Raw genomic sequence first — 21,904 nt, 5'->3', positions numbered from 1 at the left:
CGCGAATTATTTTTGTTATGAATTGCCTGATTAGACAATATTCATCAGGATTTCTCATTCTTTCTTAGATATTGAACGATTTTGTCACTTAGTTGTGTAGCTCTAAAAATTGAAAAGCAGTGAGAGCCTGGGATAATTTCGAATTTAAAAAACTTTGCATCTATCTTTCGGATATTATCTAGAACTTTGTTACTAACTAATCCATCATCATCAGCAAATACATGTAATTGTTTTCCGACATAATTTTTCAATATCTCAACAGTATTAAGATGATATAGTAAATCCAAGCCCTGCTTTTTTAAATCTAACTCTTCACTCGTAATTGAATTTTGCAAAGATTGCCAATCTTGCTTAGCAGTTTGGCTTCCCTGTGAGACCAGATAACAAAATCGCTTTAAAGTGGTCATGGGATCATTTTCAAAAGACTCTCTAAAACTTTGAAAAGTAGAAACCGGCATACCTGTACACCAGCGTTCATTGGCAACGAAGCAAGGATTCGATGCTAAAGTAATTAACGTTTTTGCCTGACCTGAAAGCTCGAAAACCTTTTGGGTGAGCAACGTTGCTAATTGTCCGCCTAAAGACCACCCCATAATGACATCGACTTTTTTGGCTAACTCTACATGTTTAGATAATTCCACAGGGTCGAGTGCATTAAAGATATTAATCAGATCGATTTGAAATCCTGCCATATCCAAAGCAGTTTTTAAATTTTCTAGTGGTTTTGTTCCAAGTCCCCAACCGGTAATTAATAAGATTTTACTCATGATTGCCAATCCTTAGCTGATCGTTTTCGGTCAGTATATAAAGCCAAGCACAATAACTCATTGAGCAAATCATTCAATTTCACTTTGATTTTTAGATAATTATTAAAAATGAGTCAATTCAGACAAAACTCAGGTATAAAAAAACCCAGCCTTGCTGGGTTTTAACTTACATTTGAGACTGAATATAGTTTTGTAAACCAATTAGTTCAATTAAGCGAAGCTGTTTTTCCAACCAATAAGTATGATCTTCTTCGGTATCCGACATTTGCTGACGCAACATATCACGTGTCACGTAATCGCCTTTTTCCTCGCAAAGCTTTACACCTTGCGCTAATTTTTCACGCACTTCGTACTCAAGCTTTAAATCGGCTTTTAAACATGAAACAACGTCTTCACCTACTTCAATATCATCACGACTCATATTCGGTGTGCCTTCCAAGAATAAGACACGGCGAATAATAGCATCAGCATGTTGTGCTTCTTCTTGCATTTCGTGATCGATACGCTCAAAAATCTTAGTGAGACCCCAATCTTCATACATACGTGAATGAATGAGATATTGATCACGAGCAGCCAGTTCACCACCGATCAACATATTTAAGTAATCTACGACTTCTGGATTGCCACGCATTTCAATCACTCCATTCTTTAATAGCAACATTATGAACAATCAGAGCTTATTTTGCAAAAAATATAATGTGTAAGTTTATGATTTTTATATAATTAAAATGAGAAACATACGCATTTGCAGTTTGAGTCACTTATTTTTTACTTAAAAAATAACCCCTTGCATACAGTTAAAAAAATTCGAGAGCAGTTTTAAACAAATTTTAGCTCTATTTAATTTTGTAACCAATCGAAGTAACTCTCATTACATTTGAGTTGATGTTGAAAATGATCAAGGACAAATCCTTTTTTTAATTTTAGAATGAATCTATTTGACCATCAGGCAATAACAATGATGACGACTACTGCCCCGATTTTGGTGACAGGTGCAACTGGCTATATTGCTGGTTGGGTAATTAAACAATTATTAGAACAAGGATACACCGTTCACGCCACTGTACGAGACTTAACTAAAAGTTCAAGTTTTCAACATTTAGAACAAATCGCATCTCAAACTTCAGGCGCTTTAAAGTTATTTCAAGCAAATCTCTTAGAAGAAGGTTCGTTTGATGAAGCAATGAAAGACTGTGAAATTGTGATCCATATGGCGTCACCTTTTTTAGTGACTAACTTTAAAGATCCAATCACAGACTTGATTGACCCTGCACTAAAAGGTACGACCAATGTGCTGAACAGTGTCAATCGTACAGATACAGTAAAACGTGTCGTTGTCACATCAAGTATTGCTTCAACTTATGGCGATGCAGTGGATATTTTGAAAACTGAGCAGAACCAGTTTGAAGAAAGCCATTGGAATACCACCAGTAGTGCCGAACACCAACCTTATTTTTACTCTAAAGTCGCAGCAGAACGCAAAGCATGGGATATGCAAAAGGCACAATCTCGTTGGGATTTAGTGTGTATCAATCCCTCATTGGTTGTTGGACCATCACTCACACCTTCTACACAATCTGGAAGTGTTGAAGTCATTCAACAATTTGGAAATGGCATGACATTATTTGGTGTTCCTCCAATGTGGAATGGTTTAGTCGATGTTCGAGATGTCGCTCATGCGCATATCCAAGCAGCACTTCACCCTAAAGCACATGGACGATATATTATTAATGCTAAAACGATGACCCTACTCGAAATGGGTAAAACATTACGACAACATTATGGTGGACGCTATCCTTTCCCACGAATGATTGCTCCCAAGTTTTTATTCAAATTACTCGCTCCTCTGTTTGGCTATACGCGAAAATTCGTTGACTTGAATGTGGGTTACCCCATTTACTTTAATGCTGAGCGTAGTAAGCAAGAATTAGGCATGCAATATCGTGACGTTGAGACAAGTATCGTAGAACATTTTCAACAGCTACTTGACGATGGCATTATCAAAAAACGTGGTTAATATCTAATTACTCGAGAAAAAAGGGCATCTATTGATGCCCTTTGTTATGTGCAAGATACACTTAAGACTCAGGTTCAGTGAGCTGACCATGCTGGATCATAAATGCAATAAACTCAGCTTCATTCATCACCGGAATACCTAATTTTTCTGCTTTTTCAAGTTTGGAACCTGCCTTTTCACCAGCAACCAAGCATTTCGTTTTACTGGATACACTACCACTCACACGTGCACCTAATGCCTGTAAGAGTTGAGTCGCTTCATCTCGCCCCATACTGCTTAAAGTACCAGTCACCACCCAGCTCTCACCATTTAAAGGTTGTCGAGTCGGTGCTATCGGTGCATCCCAATGAATTCCAGCCTCAATTAATCGATTTAATACTTCAATATTATGTTCAGCTTTGAAAAAGTCTAATATCCATTCTGCAGTAATATCACCTACATCAGGGGTTTTCTTTAATGCTTCTAAATCAGCAGATTTCAGCGCATCTAAAGTCTGGAAGGTATTGGCTAACATTCGAGCCGTAGTCTCGCCTACTCCTCGAATGCCTAGTGCGTAAATAAATGCCGCTAATGTTGTTTTTTTACTACTTTCTATTGAGTCTATGAGATTTTGTACAGATTTCTCGCCCATTTTTTCAATAGTCAGCAGCTTTTCACGATGCTCGTGCAAGTGGTAAATGTCTGCAACATCTTTGAGGAGTTCAAGATGTAATAAAGACTCAACCCAACGATCACCCAAACCTTCGATGTCCATTGCTTTACGTGATACAAAATGACGGATCGCCTCTATACGCTGTGCCGCACAATAAAGCCCCCCTGAACATCGTGCTAAAGCTTCGCCTTCGGGCATCACAACTGGAGAAGCACATACAGGACATTGTTCTGGCAATTGAATTTCAGTGGTTTCTAGAGGTCGAAATTCTGGCCAAACCTTTTCAACTTTAGGAATAACATCTCCGCTACGATAGACACTCACCGTATCTCCAACGCGCACGTCCAAGCGATGTATTTCACCAATATTATGTAAAGTCACGTTTGATACTGTGACTCCGCCAACCGATACAGGATTTAATCGCGCTACAGGCGTTAAAGTACCTGTACGCCCTACCTGCCAATCAATATTTTCAACTGTGGTTAGCGCAGCCACTGCAGGGAACTTATATGCTGTTGCCCATCGAGGTTCACGACTTAAAAAGCCTAATTGTTGTTGTTGCTTCAAATCATTGACTTTGATCACCATCCCGTCAATTTCAACTGACAGGTTTGGACGCTCCTGATTTACAGATTCATAAGCCGCTTGAACCTCATCAATACTGTCACAAACAAAATGTTTTTCCCCAACAGCAAAGCCCAACTGTTCAAGCCAATTTAAGCTCTCTGACATCGTGCTCAGACCATGATGTGGCATGCATTGCGCAATTCCATAAGCATAGAATGCAAGTGGTCGTGATGCTGCTATGGTCGGATCAAGTTGACGCAAACTCCCTGCTGCTGCATTTCTTGGGTTAGCAAAAGTTTTCTCACCTTTGGCCTCATTTTCAGCATTTAACTTTACAAATCCAGCTTTAGGCATTAGTACTTCGCCACGAACTTCTAACAACGCTGGTGGTACACCTTGAGACATCATGAGTACTTTAGGCAAATTACGAATTGTTTTTACATTTTGGGTTATGACTTCTCCTGTTTCTCCATCCCCACGTGTAACCGCTCGAATCAACACACCATGTTCATACCATAGTGAGATCGCAAGCCCATCAAATTTAAGTTCGACGTCGTATTGGATTTTCTGGTTAGGTAAACGCTCTTCAATTCTGCGTGCAAAGGCAAAAAGTTCATCCTGATTAAACACATTACCTAAGGACAGCATTGGCACTGTATGTGTAATATTTTCAAACTTAGATAAAGGTTTATCACCGACTTTATTGGTCGGTGTATCCGTCTGTACTAAATCAGGATATTGTTCTTCTAAGTTTTTTAGTTGATAAAACAATTGATCATATTCACTGTCTTCAATTGTCGGCTGATCCATCACATAATAAGCATGGTTATGCCGAGCCAGTAATTGAATGAGTTGGCGCATTTGCGCAACGACAGCGTTCTGATCCATATTTTCACCATATAAAAGGGCGGAAAATTCCGCCCAATAATTTCAACCTAAACAGTATAAATGACTTTACACAAATTCAGTAAGTCACCTAGGTGATTAAACAGCTTGACCTGATCTATAGTCGATCGCTTTATGGCGCCAGTGTTCTTTTAACTGCGGTGTAAATTCAAGATTATTTTCATCATAGACGGTACCATCTGTTTCACGTGCAATAAGCCCTGCAATACTAACCATACTGTCATAGCCTTTTTGAACATTATGATGCGGTAATGCTAAGAAGAATGCTAAACCTTGGACTTGTTCACCAGATAATGTTTCTAAATCAAAACCTGCAGGACCCTGATCTGTGATTCTGAGTACGGAAAACAGCAATGGGCTGACTGCATCAGGAGTTTCATAACGATGGAAACAGTTCATTTCGCCAAAGCGCAATCCATATTTCATTAACACTTTCAAAGCTTTATCACCAGAAAGTGCTTTTCGAGGGTTCGGATACATATTCAAACTAATAATGTATTCGGCATTTGCTAAAGCACTTTCATCATCAAAACGTTGCTGTTCATGTAAATGCACATCCAAGATGCTGCTTTCTTCTTCAAATTCTTTGATTTCAGCAGTTTGAATATTCGGATTTAATACAAAACTTGGCTCAACTTTTTTCGAGTCTTCAATTGTAGTTTCTACGATTGAATCTTTGGAAATAAGATCTGCACTTTGAGTGTCTGTTACACCATTAATCGACTGAGCTTTACTCTCGACTGTTTCTGTATTTTTTTCTAGTGGGTCAGTCTCAGTGCTGTCCGAGTTTTTACTGGAGTCGAGCAGAGATTTACTTTCTTTCTCTGCAAGGTCTACCGAAGTATTCAGTTGCACTGTATCTACCACTTCTACAGTTTTTTGAATATTTTCAGGCGTCTTTGTAGCATGCTGATCAGCTGTTTGATCCACTCGAGCCACATCACTCGCTTGAATATCTTTCAAACTTGGTTCTACACGCTCAGAAGAAGCCAATGGTGCGGCGTGCACCTGTAAAAGACTACGAACATGACGAGGAATGACGGGTTGATTACATTGTTCATTTATATGTAATTCAGCATCTAATGACGGTGCTGCATCACTCGGCTTGCGCAGGATCATAAACAACCCTATGCAACAGATCACGATTGCGATCACAATTCCGATAATGGTACTGATTTCCATATTAAGACTCCGCAGCTAAACCGTATTCTTTCGCTTCTTCTAGATCAACAGTGACTAACTTCGATGTTCCTGGCTCAGGCATTGTTACACCAAGTAAGTCAGTAGCCATCGTCATCGCAACTTTATTGTGTGTAATGTAAATGAATTGGACCTGTTCAGAAAGCTCTTTTACTAAATTACAAAAACGTCCAACATTTGCATCATCTAACGGTGCATCAACCTCATCCAATACACAAAATGGTGCTGGATTCAGTCGAAATATAGCAAAAACTAATGCTAGTGCTGTTAGTGCTTTTTCACCGCCTGATAACAGTGCTAAAGAACTATTTCGCTTTCCTGGTGGTCGAGCCATTAGCTTTACACCAGATTGCCAATCATCTTCTAAACTTAAACTTGCTTCACCACCATTAAACACCTTCGGGAATAAGTTTTGCAATTCCGCATTTACTTGATCAAAGGTAGTCATGAATAATTTTTTAGTTTCTTGATCAATACTTTTCATCGCATCTTTTAATTGTGCGACTGTTTTTTCAAGATCTTCAATTTGATGGCTCAAATCTTCATAGCGCTTTGATACTTCTTCATACTCTTCTGAAGCTGCTAAGTTCACAGCGCCTATTTTGTCAAACTGACGCTGTGCTTGCTCTAACTGCTGTTGGTGCTGAGTCAGATCGATTGGCACATTTTCTAATAATTCAGCATTAAGCTCTTTTAATTGTTCAGCATAATGTTGTAAATCAGATTTAGCCACTTGCCATGCTAAACGCTTCTCTTCTAACTGGGTTCTAAAGTGCTCATCACTTTGCTGATGATTTAACCGTAGCTCCGTCAATTTTTGTTGCTTGGACTGAATTTCATTAAGCTCGACTTGCCATGAGGACCAAGTCTTTTGTAACTTTTCAGTCTGCTGCTTTTGAGCCTCATATTGGCTTTGCAAAGTGGGTAATTCTAATTGAATCGGATCCACGAAATTTTTAGCTTGTGTAATTTGAGTGATGATCTGCTGATATTGAGTTTTTAGAAAACTTGCATCTTTTTCCAACAGCTCAATTTGTTGCTGATTTTGCGTATGAGTACGGCGGTTTTTTTCTAACTCTTGTTGTTTTTTGTAGACTAAGTCCTGAAGATGCTCAACCTGATTATTCAATTCTTCAACTTGAAACTCTAAGGTTTTGTAGTGTGGAAGATTGTGTTCAATTTTAAGCATCAATGCATGTAAATCGATTTCCAAATCATCTTTTTGCATCGCATCTTCTTCAAGCTGCGCATCAAATTGAGCAATTTGTGACTCGATGTGTAGATTTTGCGACTCGAAAGCCTGCTGAGCCATTTGCTGTTTTGCAATCTTCACTTCAACTTGGTGAGCAAGGGCTTGATGATTTTTTAACGCTTTTTGCAACTCCGTACATTCACTATTTTTTTGTTCAAGCTTTAATTGCATCTCAGCGAGTTCGAGCGTCATTGACTCATGCGCTTTCACCATTTGTGTCAACTCTGAATCAATTTCATCTAATCGAATTCGGTGGCTAAGTGCTCCTTGAGCATCTTGACTCGACTCATCAAAGTACAGACCAATCATCCAGTCAGGACCAATATGATAGCCATCCAAACTTAAAATAGACTCACCTGGTTTTAATTGAGGCTGTAATTGAAGCGCCTGCTCAAAATCTTGAGCTATCGCAACGTTTAACCATAATGAGTTTTGGGGGAAATCAATCCAGCTCGCTAATGTGGGTAAACCAAGTACAGTCCCAGATACATCTTGCTGAATAACTTTTAATTGACGGGCAGATTCGGTCTGAAATAAATCTTCACTCTTTAACGTATTCGCATGCAGCCACTTTGACAGAAATTTTTCGACCAATGCTGCAAACGGTTTCGCCTGATCTTTTAGCTTCAAAATTTGCATTAAAGGGTCATTGCTCTTCGATGCATGTCGACTGACTTTCACCACAAGCTGTTGTAATTGTTTTTGTTCAGATTTCAAAATCTGGATGTGTGAATTCAAATCTGTGCATTTACTTTTTTGCTCAGTCAATGAGATTTGATCACGTTTCAATTGAGTTTCTAATTTCTCAATTCTTTCTTCTAGACGAACGATTTCAATCTGTACATCATGTTTTTCATGCAGGAGATTGTCAATATCATCCTGTTCATACTGTGCTTGATTTTGAGATTTTTGTTCGAGCAAAGTTTGTTTTTGCTGCTCAATTCGAAGCACATTTTTAGCCAATTGATCACTCTGCGCCAACATTTGTGCACGTTGCTGTTGTTGCTTTTCAACCAATGCTTTTATTTCAGAAAATGATTTTTGCGCTTCAAGTTGCTTTGCCTTCAGCTCATTAAATTGTTGTAAATCAAGCTGTGCATTTGATTCAGTATTACTCAATGTTGTTGCTTGATGTTCTTGCTGGAGGATCAAATCTTCCAACTGAATATCAATCAGTTGCATCCGCTCTTTGGTTTGTATTTTTTGCTCTTCAAGCTGCTTTAAAGTTAAAGTATTTTGAGCAAACAATTGCTGTTTTTGATCCAAATTGGCCTGTAATTCAGCCAGCTTTTTTTCAGCTTGTTGCCATTCTTGCTGAAGTGGTGTGGATTGTTGCATTAATCGCTGAAATAACTCATTTGTTGCTGTTAAATCATGCTCAACAATGGTGAGTTCAGAACGAACGAGCTTAAATTGCTCACCCAACTCAGTCATTTCAGTTGTATATTCTTGTTGAATTCGTTCACTTTGATGGCATTGAAACGAAAGTATCTCAACTTTCAAAGTTCGAATTTCAGTCTCCAAGGCTTTATATCGAAGTGCAGCTTCTGCTTGACGCTTTAGTGTCTTTAATTGTGATTTTAATTCAACAGCAATGTCATTTAGACGACTTAAATTTTGATGAGTATGTTCTAAATGTTGCATCGTCTCACGACGACGTGCTTGATAACGTGATACTCCAGCAGCCTCTTCGATATAAACACGCATTTCATCTGGTTTTGCATCGACCAAACGATTAATCATGCCTTGTTCAATAATCGCATACGAACGAGGACCTAAGCCTGTTCCTAAAAAAATATCTGTAATATCACGGCGGCGGCATTTTGTGCCATTGAGAAAATATTCAGATTTACCATCGCGATTGACTTGGCGACGTACCGCCAACTCACTATAAGCGTTGTATGCTCCACCTAGTTTGCCATAGGTGTTTTCGAAGCGTAATTCTACACTGGCCATTCCCACTGGTTTACGCTTTGCTGTCCCAGTAAAAATGACATCCTGCATACTTCCACCACGTAACTGGCGTGCGCTTGACTCTCCCATCACCCATCGGATTGCATCGATGACGTTGGATTTACCACAACCATTTGGTCCCACGACTGCGGTACGGTTGGCTTTAAATTGTAAGGTGCTGCTATCCGCAAAAGATTTAAAGCCAGAGAGTTTTAAGCTGCTTAATCGCATAGTGTCCTGATTATCTGCGCGATCTCCGCGCCCAAGCTAGTTCAATTTGTTTCATTCGTGTCAGTGACTCTAACACTAGATTGCGCAAGTGTCGGCAAAAATCTTCCATAAATAAAGTAGCTTGTTGTGATTTTCGGATCAAAATTGCATCGATCACAAGCTTAATTAATTCAAGTGCTTCTTGGAGCTCTCTACGCGAAGTATTTAAGGTTAAAAAATAACTACGACGTATAGATGGCAACAGTTCGCGATAAAACTTCATTAAGTATGGGTTAGCTACCATATCTTGTTGCTTGGCTAAAAATTGAAATACACCATCGTAAAATTTTTCAGTATTACTTTGTTTAACTTGTTCAATTAAATATTGCAAAAGTTGCTGAAGTGCCTCAGCTTCATGATTACGCCAAGTTTCACTTATACGCTGGACGATCTGCCCTAACATAAGTGCACTCGTATCAAATAAAGCTCGCACTTGTTGAGCAGACATTTCTGACACAATTGCGCCACGTCTTGGATAAATTTCAATTAAATGCGTGCGTTCAAGTAATAACAAAGCTTCGCGTACCGAACCTCGACTCACGTCTAATTCTTTAGCGATACGCAATTCTTGTATACGTTCACCTTCGACCAATTCGCCACTAATAATCTGTTCACTTATATGTCTGGCTATTTGCTCTGAAAGGCTGTCCACTTCTTCCAATTGCATAATATTCCTATTTATTTTTTTACTCATACTTCATCAAGCATGATGCTATTTTATTGTTTTTATACCAATAGCATCATACTGACTATGTCTTTGTCTGACAATTTATCAAATTTTTAGGTCAATACACATCATTATTTTCGAGAATGATTTGGCATATTTTTATCAAAATACGCCTTGATAAACAAAATAAATCCCTACAGTTGTAAGCAAAGCTGCAAAACATTTTTTCAACATCGCTGCTGACAGTTTATGTGCAACTTTTGCTCCTACTTTTGCGGTGATAAAACTCATTACACTAATGCCAATGAATGCATAAACATGAACATATCCAATGGCATTTTCGATTTCAGCAGGTGCTTTTTGTCCGTAGAACATAAATCCAAATGCACCTGCTAAAGCAATCGGCAGACCACATGCAGCAGATGTCGCAACAGCTTTTTGCATCACCACTCCATGATGATTCAAATAAGGTACGGTTAAACTTCCTCCACCGATCCCAAAAATTGCTGAAGCCACCCCAATTCCACTTCCCGCAGCCAATTGAGCAGGTACAGAAGGTAGTTGCTTGGATTGATCGACCACCACATTAGCTCCACGGAACATACGGTATGCAACCCAAATTGCGAAACAACCGATAATCAATTGCAGCATTGGTCCAGAGATAATACTGGCCAATCCAGCACCAAAAAATGAACCCAGTACCAAACCAGGCGCTAAATTTTTAAATACTGACCATAACACTGCACCTTTTTTATGATGTGCCATAACTGAGCTAATCGATGTGACCACAATCGTAGCTAATGATGTTCCAAGCGCCATGTGCATAATGACAGTTGGGTCATAACCCATTTGGGTAAATACAATAAATAAAATGGGTACGATGATTAATCCACCGCCCACGCCAAACAACCCTGCAGTAAAACCAGCGATTGCACCAATAGCTAAATATATGATTAACTCCATAAATCTTTTACTCTTCTCAGATTCAACATGGATTTAGAGACTCGCCACCTCAGTCAGCTTTTAACTGAAGCTCAACAACTTCCAGAAGTTTTACTGTTAAAACAGAGCACCACTTCAACCAATGATGAAGTACGCGCACTCATCAAAAAAGGTGTACAGGGTATTCTTGTATGCAGTGAGACTCAAACTCAGGGACGTGGACAACATCAACGACAATGGGTTTCCCCAGTCGGGAATATTTATTTAAGCACATTGCTAGAAACCAAAACACCCTTAGATGGTCGACTATCCCTTGAGATCGCACTTAATATTTTGCAAATTCCTTCATTTAAGTCATTGGATCATTTACAAATCAAATGGCCAAATGACCTTTATAGTGCGCAAGGCAAATGGGGTGGCATTTTGGTAGAGCCTGTAACCCCACATCAGGCGATTGTTGGTGTTGGTATTAATTTATTGCCTGTTTCTGATGCAGCAATCGAACAGCAAACCACATCAATCATGCAATTGGGTTTAGCTCATCCAAATCGAATTAAGATTATTTCAGAGCTTTATCTTGCCATCATGCAAGCCGGACAATGGTTTGAGCACGGAAGTTATAATCTCTCAGGACGTTTCAATCACTATGCTGCTTTTATGAATCAGACTGTAGAATTTGAGCAAGTGAATAAAACAGTACAAGGTATCTTTAAAGGTATTGGAGACGATGGTCGAATTAATATTTTGACTGAACAAGGTTTAATCGGTTTGTATCAAGGGCGTTTACGCTTAAAAAAATAGAGAAAAGATAGGTCAGCGAATACATGATGAAACGTCTTTGGTTAGATATAGGCAATACGCGTTTAAAATATTGGATCACGGAAGGTGAGCAAATCTTGGAGCATGTGGCGGAGCTTCATCTACAATCTCCTGCGGACTTAATGTTGGGTCTCATCCAACACTTTAAATCTCAAAACCTCTCAGAAGTCGGTATCTCATCTGTTCAAGACAAGAAGAATAACGACCGTATACTCAAAATTTTAAAACTGCTAGATATCCCAATTGTCGTTGCTAAAGTTCATCAAGAATATGCAGGACTCCAATGTGGATATACAGAACCGAACCAATTGGGTATTGATCGTTGGCTACAAGTTCTAGCGGTCGTCACCGATCCTCAAGAGAAATATTGCGTGATCAGTTGTGGAACGGCCTTAACGATTGATTTAGCAGATGGATTTACACATTTAGGTGGATATATCGTACCAAATCTCTATCTACAGCGAGATTCACTTATTCAAAATACCAAAGGGATCAAAATCCCTGATGCTGCATTTGATGAGTTAAGTCCTGGGCAAAATACATTGGATGCAGTTCATCATGGTATTTTATTGGGATTGGTCAGTATGATCGAAAAAGTTTTAACAACATCACCAAGAAAATTAATTCTTACTGGTGGTGATGCTGCACTCTTTGCTCAATATTTACAATCTTATGACCCGCAAATCGAAACCGATTTATTATTAAAAGGCTTACAACGCTATCTTGCTGTCGCGCAGCACATTTAAGTTTTAATATAGTATAAGTAATTTTTACCAAACTTTGAGTGATGAATTAAAGCTTTTATAAGATCAAGCAGTGGTAGTGTATAGAAATATTAACCAGTTATCGGATTGTCCCTTTTAAACATTTTAAAACATATCCCATTTTTATATTTTTAAATCTGAAAACTACATGGGGATATAATTATGCATAAACATTTATTAGCATTAATATTAATGGGGCTTGGGTCTACTTGGGTTTATGCTGCATCTGCGACAGGATATCATAGTGATAATAGAACATCCGCATGTTCGAACGCTAAGAATGATGCGTCGAAATGGGGTTATAACGTTTCAAGTTACTGTGACTGCTCACAGACTGAATATGGTGGATGGGTTTGCGCAGTTGATTATGATGAAAAGACATACAGTAACTCATCCAATAACAGCTATTCAAATCGTTCTAATTCTAATTCAAGTTATAATTCAACACCGAGAAACTACCAGTATAACTCATCACCTAGTGGAAACTACAATCAAATGACAGTACCACAAAGAAGACCATACGTATTAGGCGGTATGCAGTAATTAATGCTTCGTTTTAAAAAATGTTAATTTTGAAAATAAAGCTATGATTTTTAATTATAAAGTCATAGCTCTATTTCTAATTTAGGCAATAAATTAATTATTTTTTTATTTTTGAAATCTAGTTAACGAAAATTTTCCAAACCCATTGGAATATATTTTCTTCAAACTTTGGAAATAAACGACATAGCCCTATACAATTGTTGAGAGCATTGAAGTCCATGATCAAAACTAAACTCTTATCTTTAGAGCAGAAATCAATATGTGGGTGACATCACGTTGAACTCGTCAGTGAGAGCTTATAGCTTCTGAATTAATCTCGAATAATCTCAGCCCAGACCTCAGGCAATGCCGTACAACCTTCTGAATCAATAAAATGGCCTTGATGTTCAGCAGCAACGACATGTGCATCAATACTTTCAGCTTGCTGGAAACTAAATTTAGGCAGAACGCGCTCATCACCTTCAGAATAAATGACCACGCGATCATGAACTTGGTCACGAATGAGTTCAAAATCTATATCAGCAGCATCAATAAATGGATTGACTTGCTCAAGCCGCCCTAAACGTCCATTGAAACCAGCAACTAGAATTAATTTTTTGATTTTTTGGTTTAAAAGCACTTGGCTTAAGTAATGTAAAGTTGCAATACACCCGAGACTGTGAGCAACAAAAATTGTTTGATCATCAATTTGAGCTATTTGCTCTTTCATTTGTTGTTCCCACGTTCCTAATTGTGGCGTCTCAGAAGGATCTAATCTCAATACTTTTAATGGAATACCATACTGATCAGCTTGTTGTTGTATCCATGGAAACCAATTTTCTTCAGGGCTTGCCGTATATCCATGCACAACATAAACCTGTGTCATTTTCTTGCACTCTTGACTGTATTCTCAACATCATGAATTGATTATTTTTTAAACTAAATAGTAAGTTTGCAAAATTATGTAGCATGAAAAAAGGCGCCACAGCGCCTTTTTAAATTTTGGGAATTATTTTGGATCTTTTCCACCAAATAACGGACCAACGCCACCGCCACCACCAAATTTCTTTTGCATACTGCTTAATGATTTCATCATTTTCGCCATACCCGATGGATTCGCAAATTTTTTCATCATTTTTGCCATTTGGGCATGTTGTTTGATCAGCTTATTGACTTCAGCAACATCCATACCACAACCTGCTGCGATACGTTTTTTACGGCTTGGATTCATCAAGTCAGGATTGCGACGCTCTTTGATGGTCATCGATTGAATAATCGCTTCCATTTTCTTCACTTGCTTTTCAGGATTTGCTTGAGCAATCGCATCCTGAATTCCTGAGTTACTCATGCCAGGCAACTTGTCTAAGAAGCCCATCATACCGCCCATTTTATTCATTTGTTCAAACTGCATCAGCATATCTTCAAAGTTGAAGCTGCCGCCTTTTTGCAGTTTTTTCGCCATTTTTTCAGCTTTTTCTTTGTCGACTTTACGTTCAAGCTCTTCGACCAAAGAAAGAACATCACCCATACCTAAGATACGTTGTGCTACACGCTCAGGATGGAATGGTTCAAGGGCATCGAGCTTCTCCCCCATCCCCAAGAATTTAATAGGCTTACCAGTAATTGCACGAACAGAAAGTGCCGCACCACCACGCGCATCACCATCAGTTTTTGTAAGAATCACACCGGTTAAAGGCAATGCATCATTGAATGCTTTTGCTGTATTTGCAGCATCCTGACCGGTCATTGCATCTACAACGAACAGTGTTTCTGTAGGATTAATCGCTGCATGCAATTCTTTAATTTCGCCCATCATATCGTCATCGATATGTAAACGACCTGCAGTATCGACAATCAATACATCCGCAAATTGAATTTTGGCTTGTTCAATTGCTCGGTTTGCAATCGTAATTGGCTTTTCATCAGCACTTGATTCAAAGAAAATCGCGCCGACTTCACCTGCTACAGTCTGGAGTTGCTTAATCGCTGCAGGACGATAGACGTCGGCAGAAACCATTGCGACTTTTTTCTTTTGTCGCTCTTGTAAAAAACGAGCTAATTTTGCAGCAGTCGTCGTTTTACCTGCACCTTGTAAACCAGCCAATAAAACAACAACGGGAGGCTTTGCAGCAAGATCAAGACTTTCATTTGCCTCACCCATCATTTTGGTGAGTTCATCATGAACAATTTTGACGAATGCTTGGCCTGGAGATAACTGTGACATCACCTCTTGACCTAATGCCTCTTCCTTAACTTTCGCGATAAATTCACGAGTTACAGGAAGTGCAACATCGGCTTCAAGAAGTGCCATACGCACTTCACGTAACGTATCTTTAATATTGTCTTCGGTCAGTTGCCCAGAGCCAGTAACATTTCTTAAACTCTGCGTGAGTCGTTCTGTTAAGGTATCAAACATTGCAAAATCCGCTTAAAATGGTTGTTGCAAAAAAATCTTTCTTAAAATAGAAAATTTATGCATAAGATGCTATAGGATACTGTAGTTCGTTTGGAATTTATATCTTATTAGATGAATATTCAGCATCCATAAAAAGGTTTGACATGATTAGCCTCCCTTTGGTTTACACAATTTTAGCATTGATCGCCTATACCACTGCCTTTTGGTATTTATTTACCCATTTAATGACTAAACGTGTCCCTAATCATTGGTTTATCAGTCTCGTAGCTGGATTAGGCTTGATCTTGCATGCTGTCGTCTTATTGATAGATATGAAAACGCCTTTCGGCATTAACTATAACGTTTTTAATCTCCTTTCATTTACTTCAGCACTCATGCTGTTATTGAGCCTGCTTTATAGCACTTATCGACCTGTACTTGCGCTAAATCTGATTGGAATACCAGTAGCTGCATTGGGTTTAATTTTAGGCTATTCCCTGAGCCAGCCTATACTTACACTTAAACAGAACACGTTTGGACTTGATGTCCATATTATTTTGTCACTCTCAGCTTATGCAGTGCTATTAATGGCAACAATTCACGCAGTTTTGTTGTGGTTACAAGATCGTGAGTTAAAAAACAAACAGAAACATCGTGTTTGGGTAAATCTATTACCCTCCTATCAAGCAATGGAATCTCTGTTATTCGATATGCTTGTTACAGGTTTCATTTTATTAAGTACTGCACTTATCTTCGGCTTTTTTACGATTGATGATTTTTTTGCACAACATTTGGCACATAAAACAGCATTTAGTATTGTCTCTTGGTTTGTTTACGGTGCACTTTTATTTGGACATTATCGTTTTGGTTGGCGCGGTCAAAAAGCGAGACGCTTTACCATTATTGGTTTTATTTTACTTGCAATAGGCTTTATTGGATCGAAATTTGTTTTAGAGATGATTTTAGGCAAATAATATAAAGTGCGATTCAAATCACACTATATATTACTATACCAATATTAATCACAACTTATTACCTTCAATTGTAATTAATTATCATACAATATTTAAAATATATAAATAAAACCCAAAAAATTAAAATATTATTTAAAATTAACCACCTACAAAAAACTTTTTATCCAACCCTCCAATTAAATTTATTTAAATTATTTAATTAATATCTATTAACAATCTATTCATCGCTTATTCTCGCCCATTAATCTCATAGCAGTTGTTTATATTTAGGTTAGTAACTAATGTTACAGTTAGTAAATGGGTATTTTTTTGATGATTATTTTGGGGTGTTTATGAAATTGCAAAAAGGTTTTACCTTAATCGAATTAATGATCGTCATCATTATTGTTGCAATCTTGGCCGCAATTGCAGTACCTAGTTATCAAAACTACGTCACCAAAGCAAAAATCAAAGAAGCTCAATCGAATTTAATCGCACTTTCATTAGGTGCTGAAAATGCATATCAAAGAACACTAAACTACCCTAAAGAAACCTTATCAAATACCAATGCAGTAAAAACTAAATTTACAACTTGGAATCCAAGTTCTGATTCATTTAATTTTACGTACACTTCATCAGATGGTGTGAATTATGCGGTTCAGGCAATAGGAACTGAAGCAAGAGTTTTAGGTTGTACATTAACACTCAAAAATGATGGAACTCGTACCGTGTCCGGTTGTGGTTCATATACTGACTGGGTGAAATAATATGCAAAATACTGGTTATAGAAAACAACTTGGTTTCACGCTGATCGAACTAATGATTACGATCGTTGTACTGGCTATTTTGTTATTTGTAAGTACTTCTTTAACCAGAGCTTGGGTAGATCAAAGTCATGTTGATGGAGCGCTAGCAGGTATTAAAAATGCGACTTATCAAGCCCGTTCTACAGCAATTCGAAACACAAACAATCAAGAGTCTTCACTTGCAGCAGCATCTGTTTGTATAGATAAAACCCATCAGGAAATTAGAGTCATTCGAGTTGCTAAAGACAATACTGATGCGTGTTCAACGAGTGACAGTAACACACCTGACCAAAACTACATCGTTCAAAAAATCCCCTATGCATCAAGTGTAATTTTCAAAGTTAAAGGTAATGATGCTGAGTTTTCTTGTTTGTCGTTTAACTCAAATGGGATGTTAGTCGCTGCAAGTTCAGCATCAGCAACGTGCAATTCAAATTTAAATTTAACCGTTACAGTTGAGAAGAATAATGAAAGTGCAGAAATTCAAATCAACTAATCAAGGTGGTTTCACATTGCTGGAGTCACTTGTTGGTTTACTTATCTTCTCGATTATTATTCTAGGTAGTGGATATGCTATTAGCAAGATGCTCAATACCCAGCGTGAGATTAACATCAACAATATCGTCATTAATGAATTGCAGAGTCGACTACAAATAGCCACAACAGAAAGTGGAGATATTTGTTCATTCTTTAGCTCTGAACCAAATAATAAATTCACCCTAAATAATGAAAATTATTTTATTTATTGTCATACCGTTTCTCAGCAAATTAGCGAAGTGACGAATCAGCCAGACGTTATAATTTCTTGGCCAGTACTTGGGGCAAGTAAGACCCAAAGTAAAGTTAAAGCATGTGCGGAAGGTTCAAATGATTCTGACTGCTATCGAGTTGGAGAAATTCCTACAGAGAGTCAGGAGCTAAACAATGAATGAAAAAGGTTTTACGCTTATTGAATTAATGATCGGCATTGTGATTGCAATGCTTTGTATGATCATGATGCTTATGCTATTCAAACAAACTACTAAAATCGGTATTAGCTCGTCATTAGATTCTGAATATGATGCTCAAATTAGAAATGCGCTCTCAGTTACCCAAAAACTTGTACAAAATGCAGGCTATGGTACTGGGAAGGTTTCAGACATTAACGAAAGCCAAGTAAACAACATGCCCGCAATTTTTTGGCGTACGAATCCAGATCCTGCAAGTAGCCAGATATCAGGGAATGAAATGATAACTTTGAATTGTGAAGGACTAATTCAAAAGGAAGAGCCAGAAACTTTTAATTTAATTTACTTGAAAAAAGAGAATTGTGGAACATCAACGATATCTGTTGAAGACTTTGATTTAAATACTGGGCAAAACATATTATCAGTTAGTTATTTCAATGAAACCCCTATTTTCAACTTCAAATTAAAGTCTGGAAAATGCAGCCCGTATGGAATAGATACTGAGAACTCTAAAGGAATTCTTCAAATTCAAATCGAAGCAAAAAGGTTAAATACAGATGATGATGGTTACACAATTGGAAAGAATTTTACAAATACAGTATGCCTAAATAACATTATCAACCAAGTGTGAGACTAAATATGAATAGTTTAAGAAAGCAACAAGGCATGGCCACTATTCTATTGGTCTTGCTCATCGGTTTGACTGTAATGATTATCACATCTACAGTTGCTCGTTCACTAACATCAAATAAAGAGGCCAGCTCTACTGCTCATGCACAAACTAACGTACAGCTCATGGGGTGGGCTGGTGTAAGTGCCTTCCGTGATTATCTATTAAAAAAATATAAAGGCTCCGATATTTTAGAATTTAAAACAATACTTACAAACACATCAGAGATAGAGCTTCTAGTTGATGAGCAAAGTCAAAGATTCGTCAAAGTCAAAGACATTGAGGTCCAAGGTTGCACCAATATTCCAGAAACCCCCTGTTTAGTTGTGGCGACAATTATATCAGAAAGTAATACCTCCCAAGCGGCTACCTCAATCAGAACAGTATTCGACTTAAAGTCTAAATTTATTAACTACAAGAATGTCATAAACTTTACTGGTGCAACCCAATTTACTGGAGCTTCGAGTATTGAAGGTGAATTAGGCTCGGATGGGAAATTACCCCATGTTACTCTGAATATTGATGGTGGTAACCTTTCAATTCAAGCCGGATTTAAACTAGTCAACGTTGGCGAGCTTACATTAAATGTAAAAAAAAGACATGCTCTTGACAGAAATGGGAACAAAAGATATGACAGTAATGGTAACCCTATTTATGAAGGTGGGGATGTTATTATTGATTGCTCAATTTTAACAATTAAAGGATGTGGCATTGAAGGACAAGGTACTCGCATAAATATCAATGCGCAGGGTAATGTCCATATCATTCATCCAGGTCATGAAGATAGTTCTTTTGGTGACATTCGAGCTGAGGGCTGGGTGAAACTTCAATCATATGCAAAAGCACAAAACATTAAAGCTTTCGGTAATGTTGAATTGGGCTTAGGATCAACTGCTAAAGAGATTTATACCGCAGGTAATGTAACTTTAACTGAAGGATCAAGCGCAACTAAAATTTATAGTAATGGCGATATTACACTTAGGACTAATGTAACTACACAGGGCATAGAAACCTTAGGTACTGTTTCTGCTTATGTAAATAGTACTGTAAATGGCTCTATCCTTTCAGGAGGGGCAGTAAATTTATCAAGTAGTAGGGTTAATGGGGATGTTAAAGCTTATAATTATGTTGATCTCGACTCTAATTCAACAATCTATGGCTCAGTTTATGCCCGTAATATTATTCCAGCAAAAGAGGACCAACCAATAAACTTAGATGATCCTACAACTTACAAAAAAGGTGGAGTTGGCACTTTCAATTCAGCTGTTAGGCTGAGTACTAGTTGGATTCAAGGGAATGTTTACGCGAATGGTAATTTAAGATTACTCGATGGTCTTGTCGGTGAGGACGTGAAAGGCAATGTTTACTTAACAGGAGAGATTCTTTACTTGAAAAGCTCTATTTCGGGCACTGAAAAACAAGAGAAGCTAACTTTAGATAAGTTACCAAACACTCCAGGCTTTCCAATCAAACAAAATACTGAGGTTATTAAACTTAAACAGGAGCTTGCGCAAACAATTGCAGAAAATATGAATTTTGAAACCTATATTGATGTAACAAAATATAAAAATGATGCGAATTATATTTTCACTCACAATAATGGTGTTGCTAAAATTTATCTCAATAAACTAAGAAATGAAAATACTCAATTTGAATACGAGTTCAAAAATGGCAAACAGTATTATAGGTCATCGTCGAATGGTAAACTCGAACTACTTAGTGAAGATGGTTTTTATTTAGGTAAATATATATATGGCGGGAAAAAATATACTGGCGCTATCTGTTTAGAAATTAATGAATCAAAAGAAGTAGATAAACATCGCTTTACCAATAGTTTAGGTATTTTCACAGGCCTAAACCATAAAAGTGGTTATTGTAAGTCTGAGATTGTCGGATATTTACCTCGCCTAAGTGTAGAGTTTACAGGGGAATTTATTTCTTCATTAGACAATCTATCTACATTTGGCTTTCCGAAAGATTATGATTTCACTCTTGAACGCACATGGCATATTCGTTCGAGTGATCCATCTAATTATAAAAAATTTGCCAACCCAGCATTTGCACCAGGTATATTTTATTTTGAAGGTGATCTAGAAATCTCAGGACAATTAACTACTGACTTGTTAACTGATGCAGATGGTAACACTAGAGACTCTTTATTTACAAACACCTTTTTAGCCGAAGGCGATATCAACGCTATCCTATTATCACCAAGAATTTATTCTCCGATAAATGTAAAACGTTTGACATCACCTACTTTACAGAATCCTGATTCTCTTATTTGTTCCCGAAATCTTGCTACAATTTCTAATCAAGAATACCCTAATTCAGCACCTTCAACTATTCCAATCACTAAATCTAATAAATTTTTAACACCAATAAATTTATGCGATAAAGGAAAATTGAAACAGTATACAAATCGATTAGAGAATGGAACCATCGAGCTTATCGATAATGATGATGTAAAGTTAGATAATGGCTTACCTGAAAAAACTGAAAAAATTGATTTAAGTTATGTAGCGCTTATGTCTAATAGAATTATAAGGATCGGTGCCTGCGCGCGTATATATGGTGATGTCTTAGCTAGAAGTACGATTGAAGGTAGTGCTGCATGCCCTAGTGGATTTGACAACGGAGTATATGGTAATGTTAGTTCACAAGGTAAAGCTCCTTATATCAATGGTGTCGAACAAATTAATACCATCGGTTCTGGTTCGAAAATTGTCATTCCCAAAAATGAATTCAAAAATTTGAATAAAATGGATCCTGATATAGGAGACAACTACTTATCGATTGATTCCGCAGACCTACAATGGGCTAAATATCAATAATTGT

General features: G+C 37.7%; 19 protein-coding genes. 10 read left to right on the top strand and 9 right to left on the bottom strand.

Annotated elements, in window-relative coordinates; all coding sequences use genetic code 11:
• Positions 1-44: 44 nt before the first annotated feature.
• Positions 45-767: an alpha/beta hydrolase family protein gene (locus tag AC1M9L_RS07220; RefSeq protein WP_481587224.1), complete on the bottom strand. Its 723-nt coding sequence runs from the start codon at positions 765-767 to the stop codon at positions 45-47.
• 166 nt (positions 768-933) lie between these two features.
• Positions 934-1,398 (bottom strand): heteropolymeric bacterioferritin subunit Ftn, encoded by a 465-nt coding sequence (gene ftn / locus AC1M9L_RS07215; protein ID WP_035269243.1) that lies wholly within the window; start codon positions 1,396-1,398, stop codon positions 934-936.
• A 321-nt stretch (positions 1,399-1,719) separates the two neighbouring features.
• On the opposite strand from ftn, the gene AC1M9L_RS07210 reads away from it, so the two are divergent.
• Positions 1,720-2,784: an SDR family oxidoreductase gene (locus AC1M9L_RS07210; RefSeq protein ID WP_481591761.1), complete on the top strand. Its 1,065-nt coding sequence runs from the start codon at positions 1,720-1,722 to the stop codon at positions 2,782-2,784.
• A 61-nt stretch (positions 2,785-2,845) separates the two neighbouring features.
• On the opposite strand, the gene ligA is transcribed toward AC1M9L_RS07210, so the two are convergent.
• The 5 genes from ligA to AC1M9L_RS07185 form a co-directional block, all read right to left on the bottom strand.
• A complete protein-coding gene (ligA, locus tag AC1M9L_RS07205) occupies positions 2,846-4,891 on the bottom strand; it encodes an NAD-dependent DNA ligase LigA (protein ID WP_481591747.1) in 2,046 nt (681 codons plus the stop codon).
• Between the two features lie 96 nt (positions 4,892-4,987).
• A complete protein-coding gene (locus AC1M9L_RS07200; RefSeq protein ID WP_481591746.1) occupies positions 4,988-6,091 on the bottom strand; it encodes a cell division protein ZipA C-terminal FtsZ-binding domain-containing protein in 1,104 nt (367 codons plus the stop codon).
• Between the two features lies 1 nt (position 6,092).
• Positions 6,093-9,545 carry a chromosome segregation protein SMC gene (gene smc / locus AC1M9L_RS07195; protein WP_481591745.1) on the bottom strand — a complete coding sequence of 1,151 codons (3,453 nt, stop codon included), beginning with the start codon at positions 9,543-9,545 and terminating at the stop codon, positions 6,093-6,095.
• Positions 9,546-9,555: 10 nt separating this feature from the next.
• Positions 9,556-10,251 (bottom strand): GntR family transcriptional regulator, encoded by a 696-nt coding sequence (locus AC1M9L_RS07190; protein WP_481591744.1) that lies wholly within the window; start codon positions 10,249-10,251, stop codon positions 9,556-9,558.
• Between the two features lie 162 nt (positions 10,252-10,413).
• Positions 10,414-11,214: a sulfite exporter TauE/SafE family protein gene (locus AC1M9L_RS07185; RefSeq protein ID WP_481591743.1), complete on the bottom strand. Its 801-nt coding sequence runs from the start codon at positions 11,212-11,214 to the stop codon at positions 10,414-10,416.
• 27 nt (positions 11,215-11,241) lie between these two features.
• Between AC1M9L_RS07185 and AC1M9L_RS07180 the strand changes: the two genes are divergently transcribed.
• From AC1M9L_RS07180 to AC1M9L_RS07170, 3 genes are all read left to right on the top strand, one after another.
• Positions 11,242-11,994: a biotin--[acetyl-CoA-carboxylase] ligase gene (locus AC1M9L_RS07180; RefSeq protein WP_092767469.1), complete on the top strand. Its 753-nt coding sequence runs from the start codon at positions 11,242-11,244 to the stop codon at positions 11,992-11,994.
• 26 nt (positions 11,995-12,020) lie between these two features.
• Entirely contained in the window at positions 12,021-12,758 is a 738-nt protein-coding gene (locus tag AC1M9L_RS07175; RefSeq protein WP_481591760.1) for a type III pantothenate kinase, read from the top strand.
• Positions 12,759-12,938: 180 nt separating this feature from the next.
• Positions 12,939-13,319 (top strand): hypothetical protein, encoded by a 381-nt coding sequence (locus AC1M9L_RS07170; RefSeq protein ID WP_143047409.1) that lies wholly within the window; start codon positions 12,939-12,941, stop codon positions 13,317-13,319.
• Between the two features lie 310 nt (positions 13,320-13,629).
• Here the strand turns inward: AC1M9L_RS07170 and AC1M9L_RS07165 are convergent, their stop codons facing one another.
• Both AC1M9L_RS07165 and ffh read right to left on the bottom strand, forming a co-directional pair.
• A complete protein-coding gene (locus AC1M9L_RS07165; RefSeq protein WP_179999002.1) occupies positions 13,630-14,184 on the bottom strand; it encodes an RBBP9/YdeN family alpha/beta hydrolase in 555 nt (184 codons plus the stop codon).
• Positions 14,185-14,307: 123 nt separating this feature from the next.
• Positions 14,308-15,714 carry a signal recognition particle protein gene (ffh, locus tag AC1M9L_RS07160; protein WP_481591742.1) on the bottom strand — a complete coding sequence of 469 codons (1,407 nt, stop codon included), beginning with the start codon at positions 15,712-15,714 and terminating at the stop codon, positions 14,308-14,310.
• Positions 15,715-15,857: 143 nt separating this feature from the next.
• Here ffh and AC1M9L_RS07155 point away from each other — a divergent pair, with 143 nt between their 5' ends.
• From AC1M9L_RS07155 to AC1M9L_RS07130, 6 genes are all read left to right on the top strand, one after another.
• Complete coding sequence (locus AC1M9L_RS07155; RefSeq protein WP_092767475.1) at positions 15,858-16,667, top strand: cytochrome C assembly family protein; 810 nt, start codon at positions 15,858-15,860, stop codon at positions 16,665-16,667.
• Between the two features lie 332 nt (positions 16,668-16,999).
• Entirely contained in the window at positions 17,000-17,413 is a 414-nt protein-coding gene (locus tag AC1M9L_RS07150) for a type IV pilin protein (RefSeq protein WP_481587214.1), read from the top strand.
• A gap of 1 nt (position 17,414) precedes the next feature.
• The gene (locus tag AC1M9L_RS07145) at positions 17,415-17,948 is read left to right on the top strand and encodes a pilus assembly FimT family protein (protein WP_481591741.1); all 534 of its coding nucleotides are present in this window, start codon (positions 17,415-17,417) and stop codon (positions 17,946-17,948) included.
• Positions 17,920-18,384: a PulJ/GspJ family protein gene (locus AC1M9L_RS07140; protein WP_481591740.1), complete on the top strand. Its 465-nt coding sequence runs from the start codon at positions 17,920-17,922 to the stop codon at positions 18,382-18,384. Before AC1M9L_RS07145 ends, AC1M9L_RS07140 begins: the two co-directional genes overlap by 29 nt.
• Positions 18,377-19,030 carry a PilW family protein gene (locus AC1M9L_RS07135; RefSeq protein WP_481591739.1) on the top strand — a complete coding sequence of 218 codons (654 nt, stop codon included), beginning with the start codon at positions 18,377-18,379 and terminating at the stop codon, positions 19,028-19,030. Before AC1M9L_RS07140 ends, AC1M9L_RS07135 begins: the two co-directional genes overlap by 8 nt.
• An 8-nt stretch (positions 19,031-19,038) precedes the next feature.
• Complete coding sequence (locus AC1M9L_RS07130; protein ID WP_481591738.1) at positions 19,039-21,900, top strand: hypothetical protein; 2,862 nt, start codon at positions 19,039-19,041, stop codon at positions 21,898-21,900.
• Positions 21,901-21,904 lie beyond the last annotated feature (4 nt).

The sequence above is a fragment of the Acinetobacter sp. ANC_7511 genome (assembly GCF_056779975.1).
Note: the sequence above shows the minus strand (reverse complement) of the source record. Positions and strands in the feature narration are given on the sequence as shown.

Coding starts and splice junctions, on each gene's coding strand:
- smc (WP_481591745.1), bottom strand. CDS start 9,545: ATGCGATTAAGCAGCTTAAAACTCTCTGGCTTTAAATCTTTTGCGGAT.
- AC1M9L_RS07135 (WP_481591739.1), top strand. CDS start 18,377: ATGAATGAAAAAGGTTTTACGCTTATTGAATTAATGATCGGCATTGTG.
- AC1M9L_RS07185 (WP_481591743.1), bottom strand. CDS start 11,214: ATGGAGTTAATCATATATTTAGCTATTGGTGCAATCGCTGGTTTTACT.
- AC1M9L_RS07170 (WP_143047409.1), top strand. CDS start 12,939: ATGCATAAACATTTATTAGCATTAATATTAATGGGGCTTGGGTCTACT.
- ftn (WP_035269243.1), bottom strand. CDS start 1,398: ATGCGTGGCAATCCAGAAGTCGTAGATTACTTAAATATGTTGATCGGT.
- AC1M9L_RS07165 (WP_179999002.1), bottom strand. CDS start 14,184: ATGACACAGGTTTATGTTGTGCATGGATATACGGCAAGCCCTGAAGAA.
- ffh (WP_481591742.1), bottom strand. CDS start 15,714: ATGTTTGATACCTTAACAGAACGACTCACGCAGAGTTTAAGAAATGTT.
- AC1M9L_RS07190 (WP_481591744.1), bottom strand. CDS start 10,251: ATGCAATTGGAAGAAGTGGACAGCCTTTCAGAGCAAATAGCCAGACAT.
- ligA (WP_481591747.1), bottom strand. CDS start 4,891: ATGGATCAGAACGCTGTCGTTGCGCAAATGCGCCAACTCATTCAATTA.
- AC1M9L_RS07150 (WP_481587214.1), top strand. CDS start 17,000: ATGAAATTGCAAAAAGGTTTTACCTTAATCGAATTAATGATCGTCATC.
- AC1M9L_RS07130 (WP_481591738.1), top strand. CDS start 19,039: ATGAATAGTTTAAGAAAGCAACAAGGCATGGCCACTATTCTATTGGTC.
- AC1M9L_RS07180 (WP_092767469.1), top strand. CDS start 11,242: ATGGATTTAGAGACTCGCCACCTCAGTCAGCTTTTAACTGAAGCTCAA.
- AC1M9L_RS07140 (WP_481591740.1), top strand. CDS start 17,920: ATGAAAGTGCAGAAATTCAAATCAACTAATCAAGGTGGTTTCACATTG.
- AC1M9L_RS07155 (WP_092767475.1), top strand. CDS start 15,858: ATGATTAGCCTCCCTTTGGTTTACACAATTTTAGCATTGATCGCCTAT.
- AC1M9L_RS07145 (WP_481591741.1), top strand. CDS start 17,415: ATGCAAAATACTGGTTATAGAAAACAACTTGGTTTCACGCTGATCGAA.
- AC1M9L_RS07175 (WP_481591760.1), top strand. CDS start 12,021: ATGAAACGTCTTTGGTTAGATATAGGCAATACGCGTTTAAAATATTGG.
- AC1M9L_RS07220 (WP_481587224.1), bottom strand. CDS start 767: ATGAGTAAAATCTTATTAATTACCGGTTGGGGACTTGGAACAAAACCA.
- AC1M9L_RS07200 (WP_481591746.1), bottom strand. CDS start 6,091: ATGGAAATCAGTACCATTATCGGAATTGTGATCGCAATCGTGATCTGT.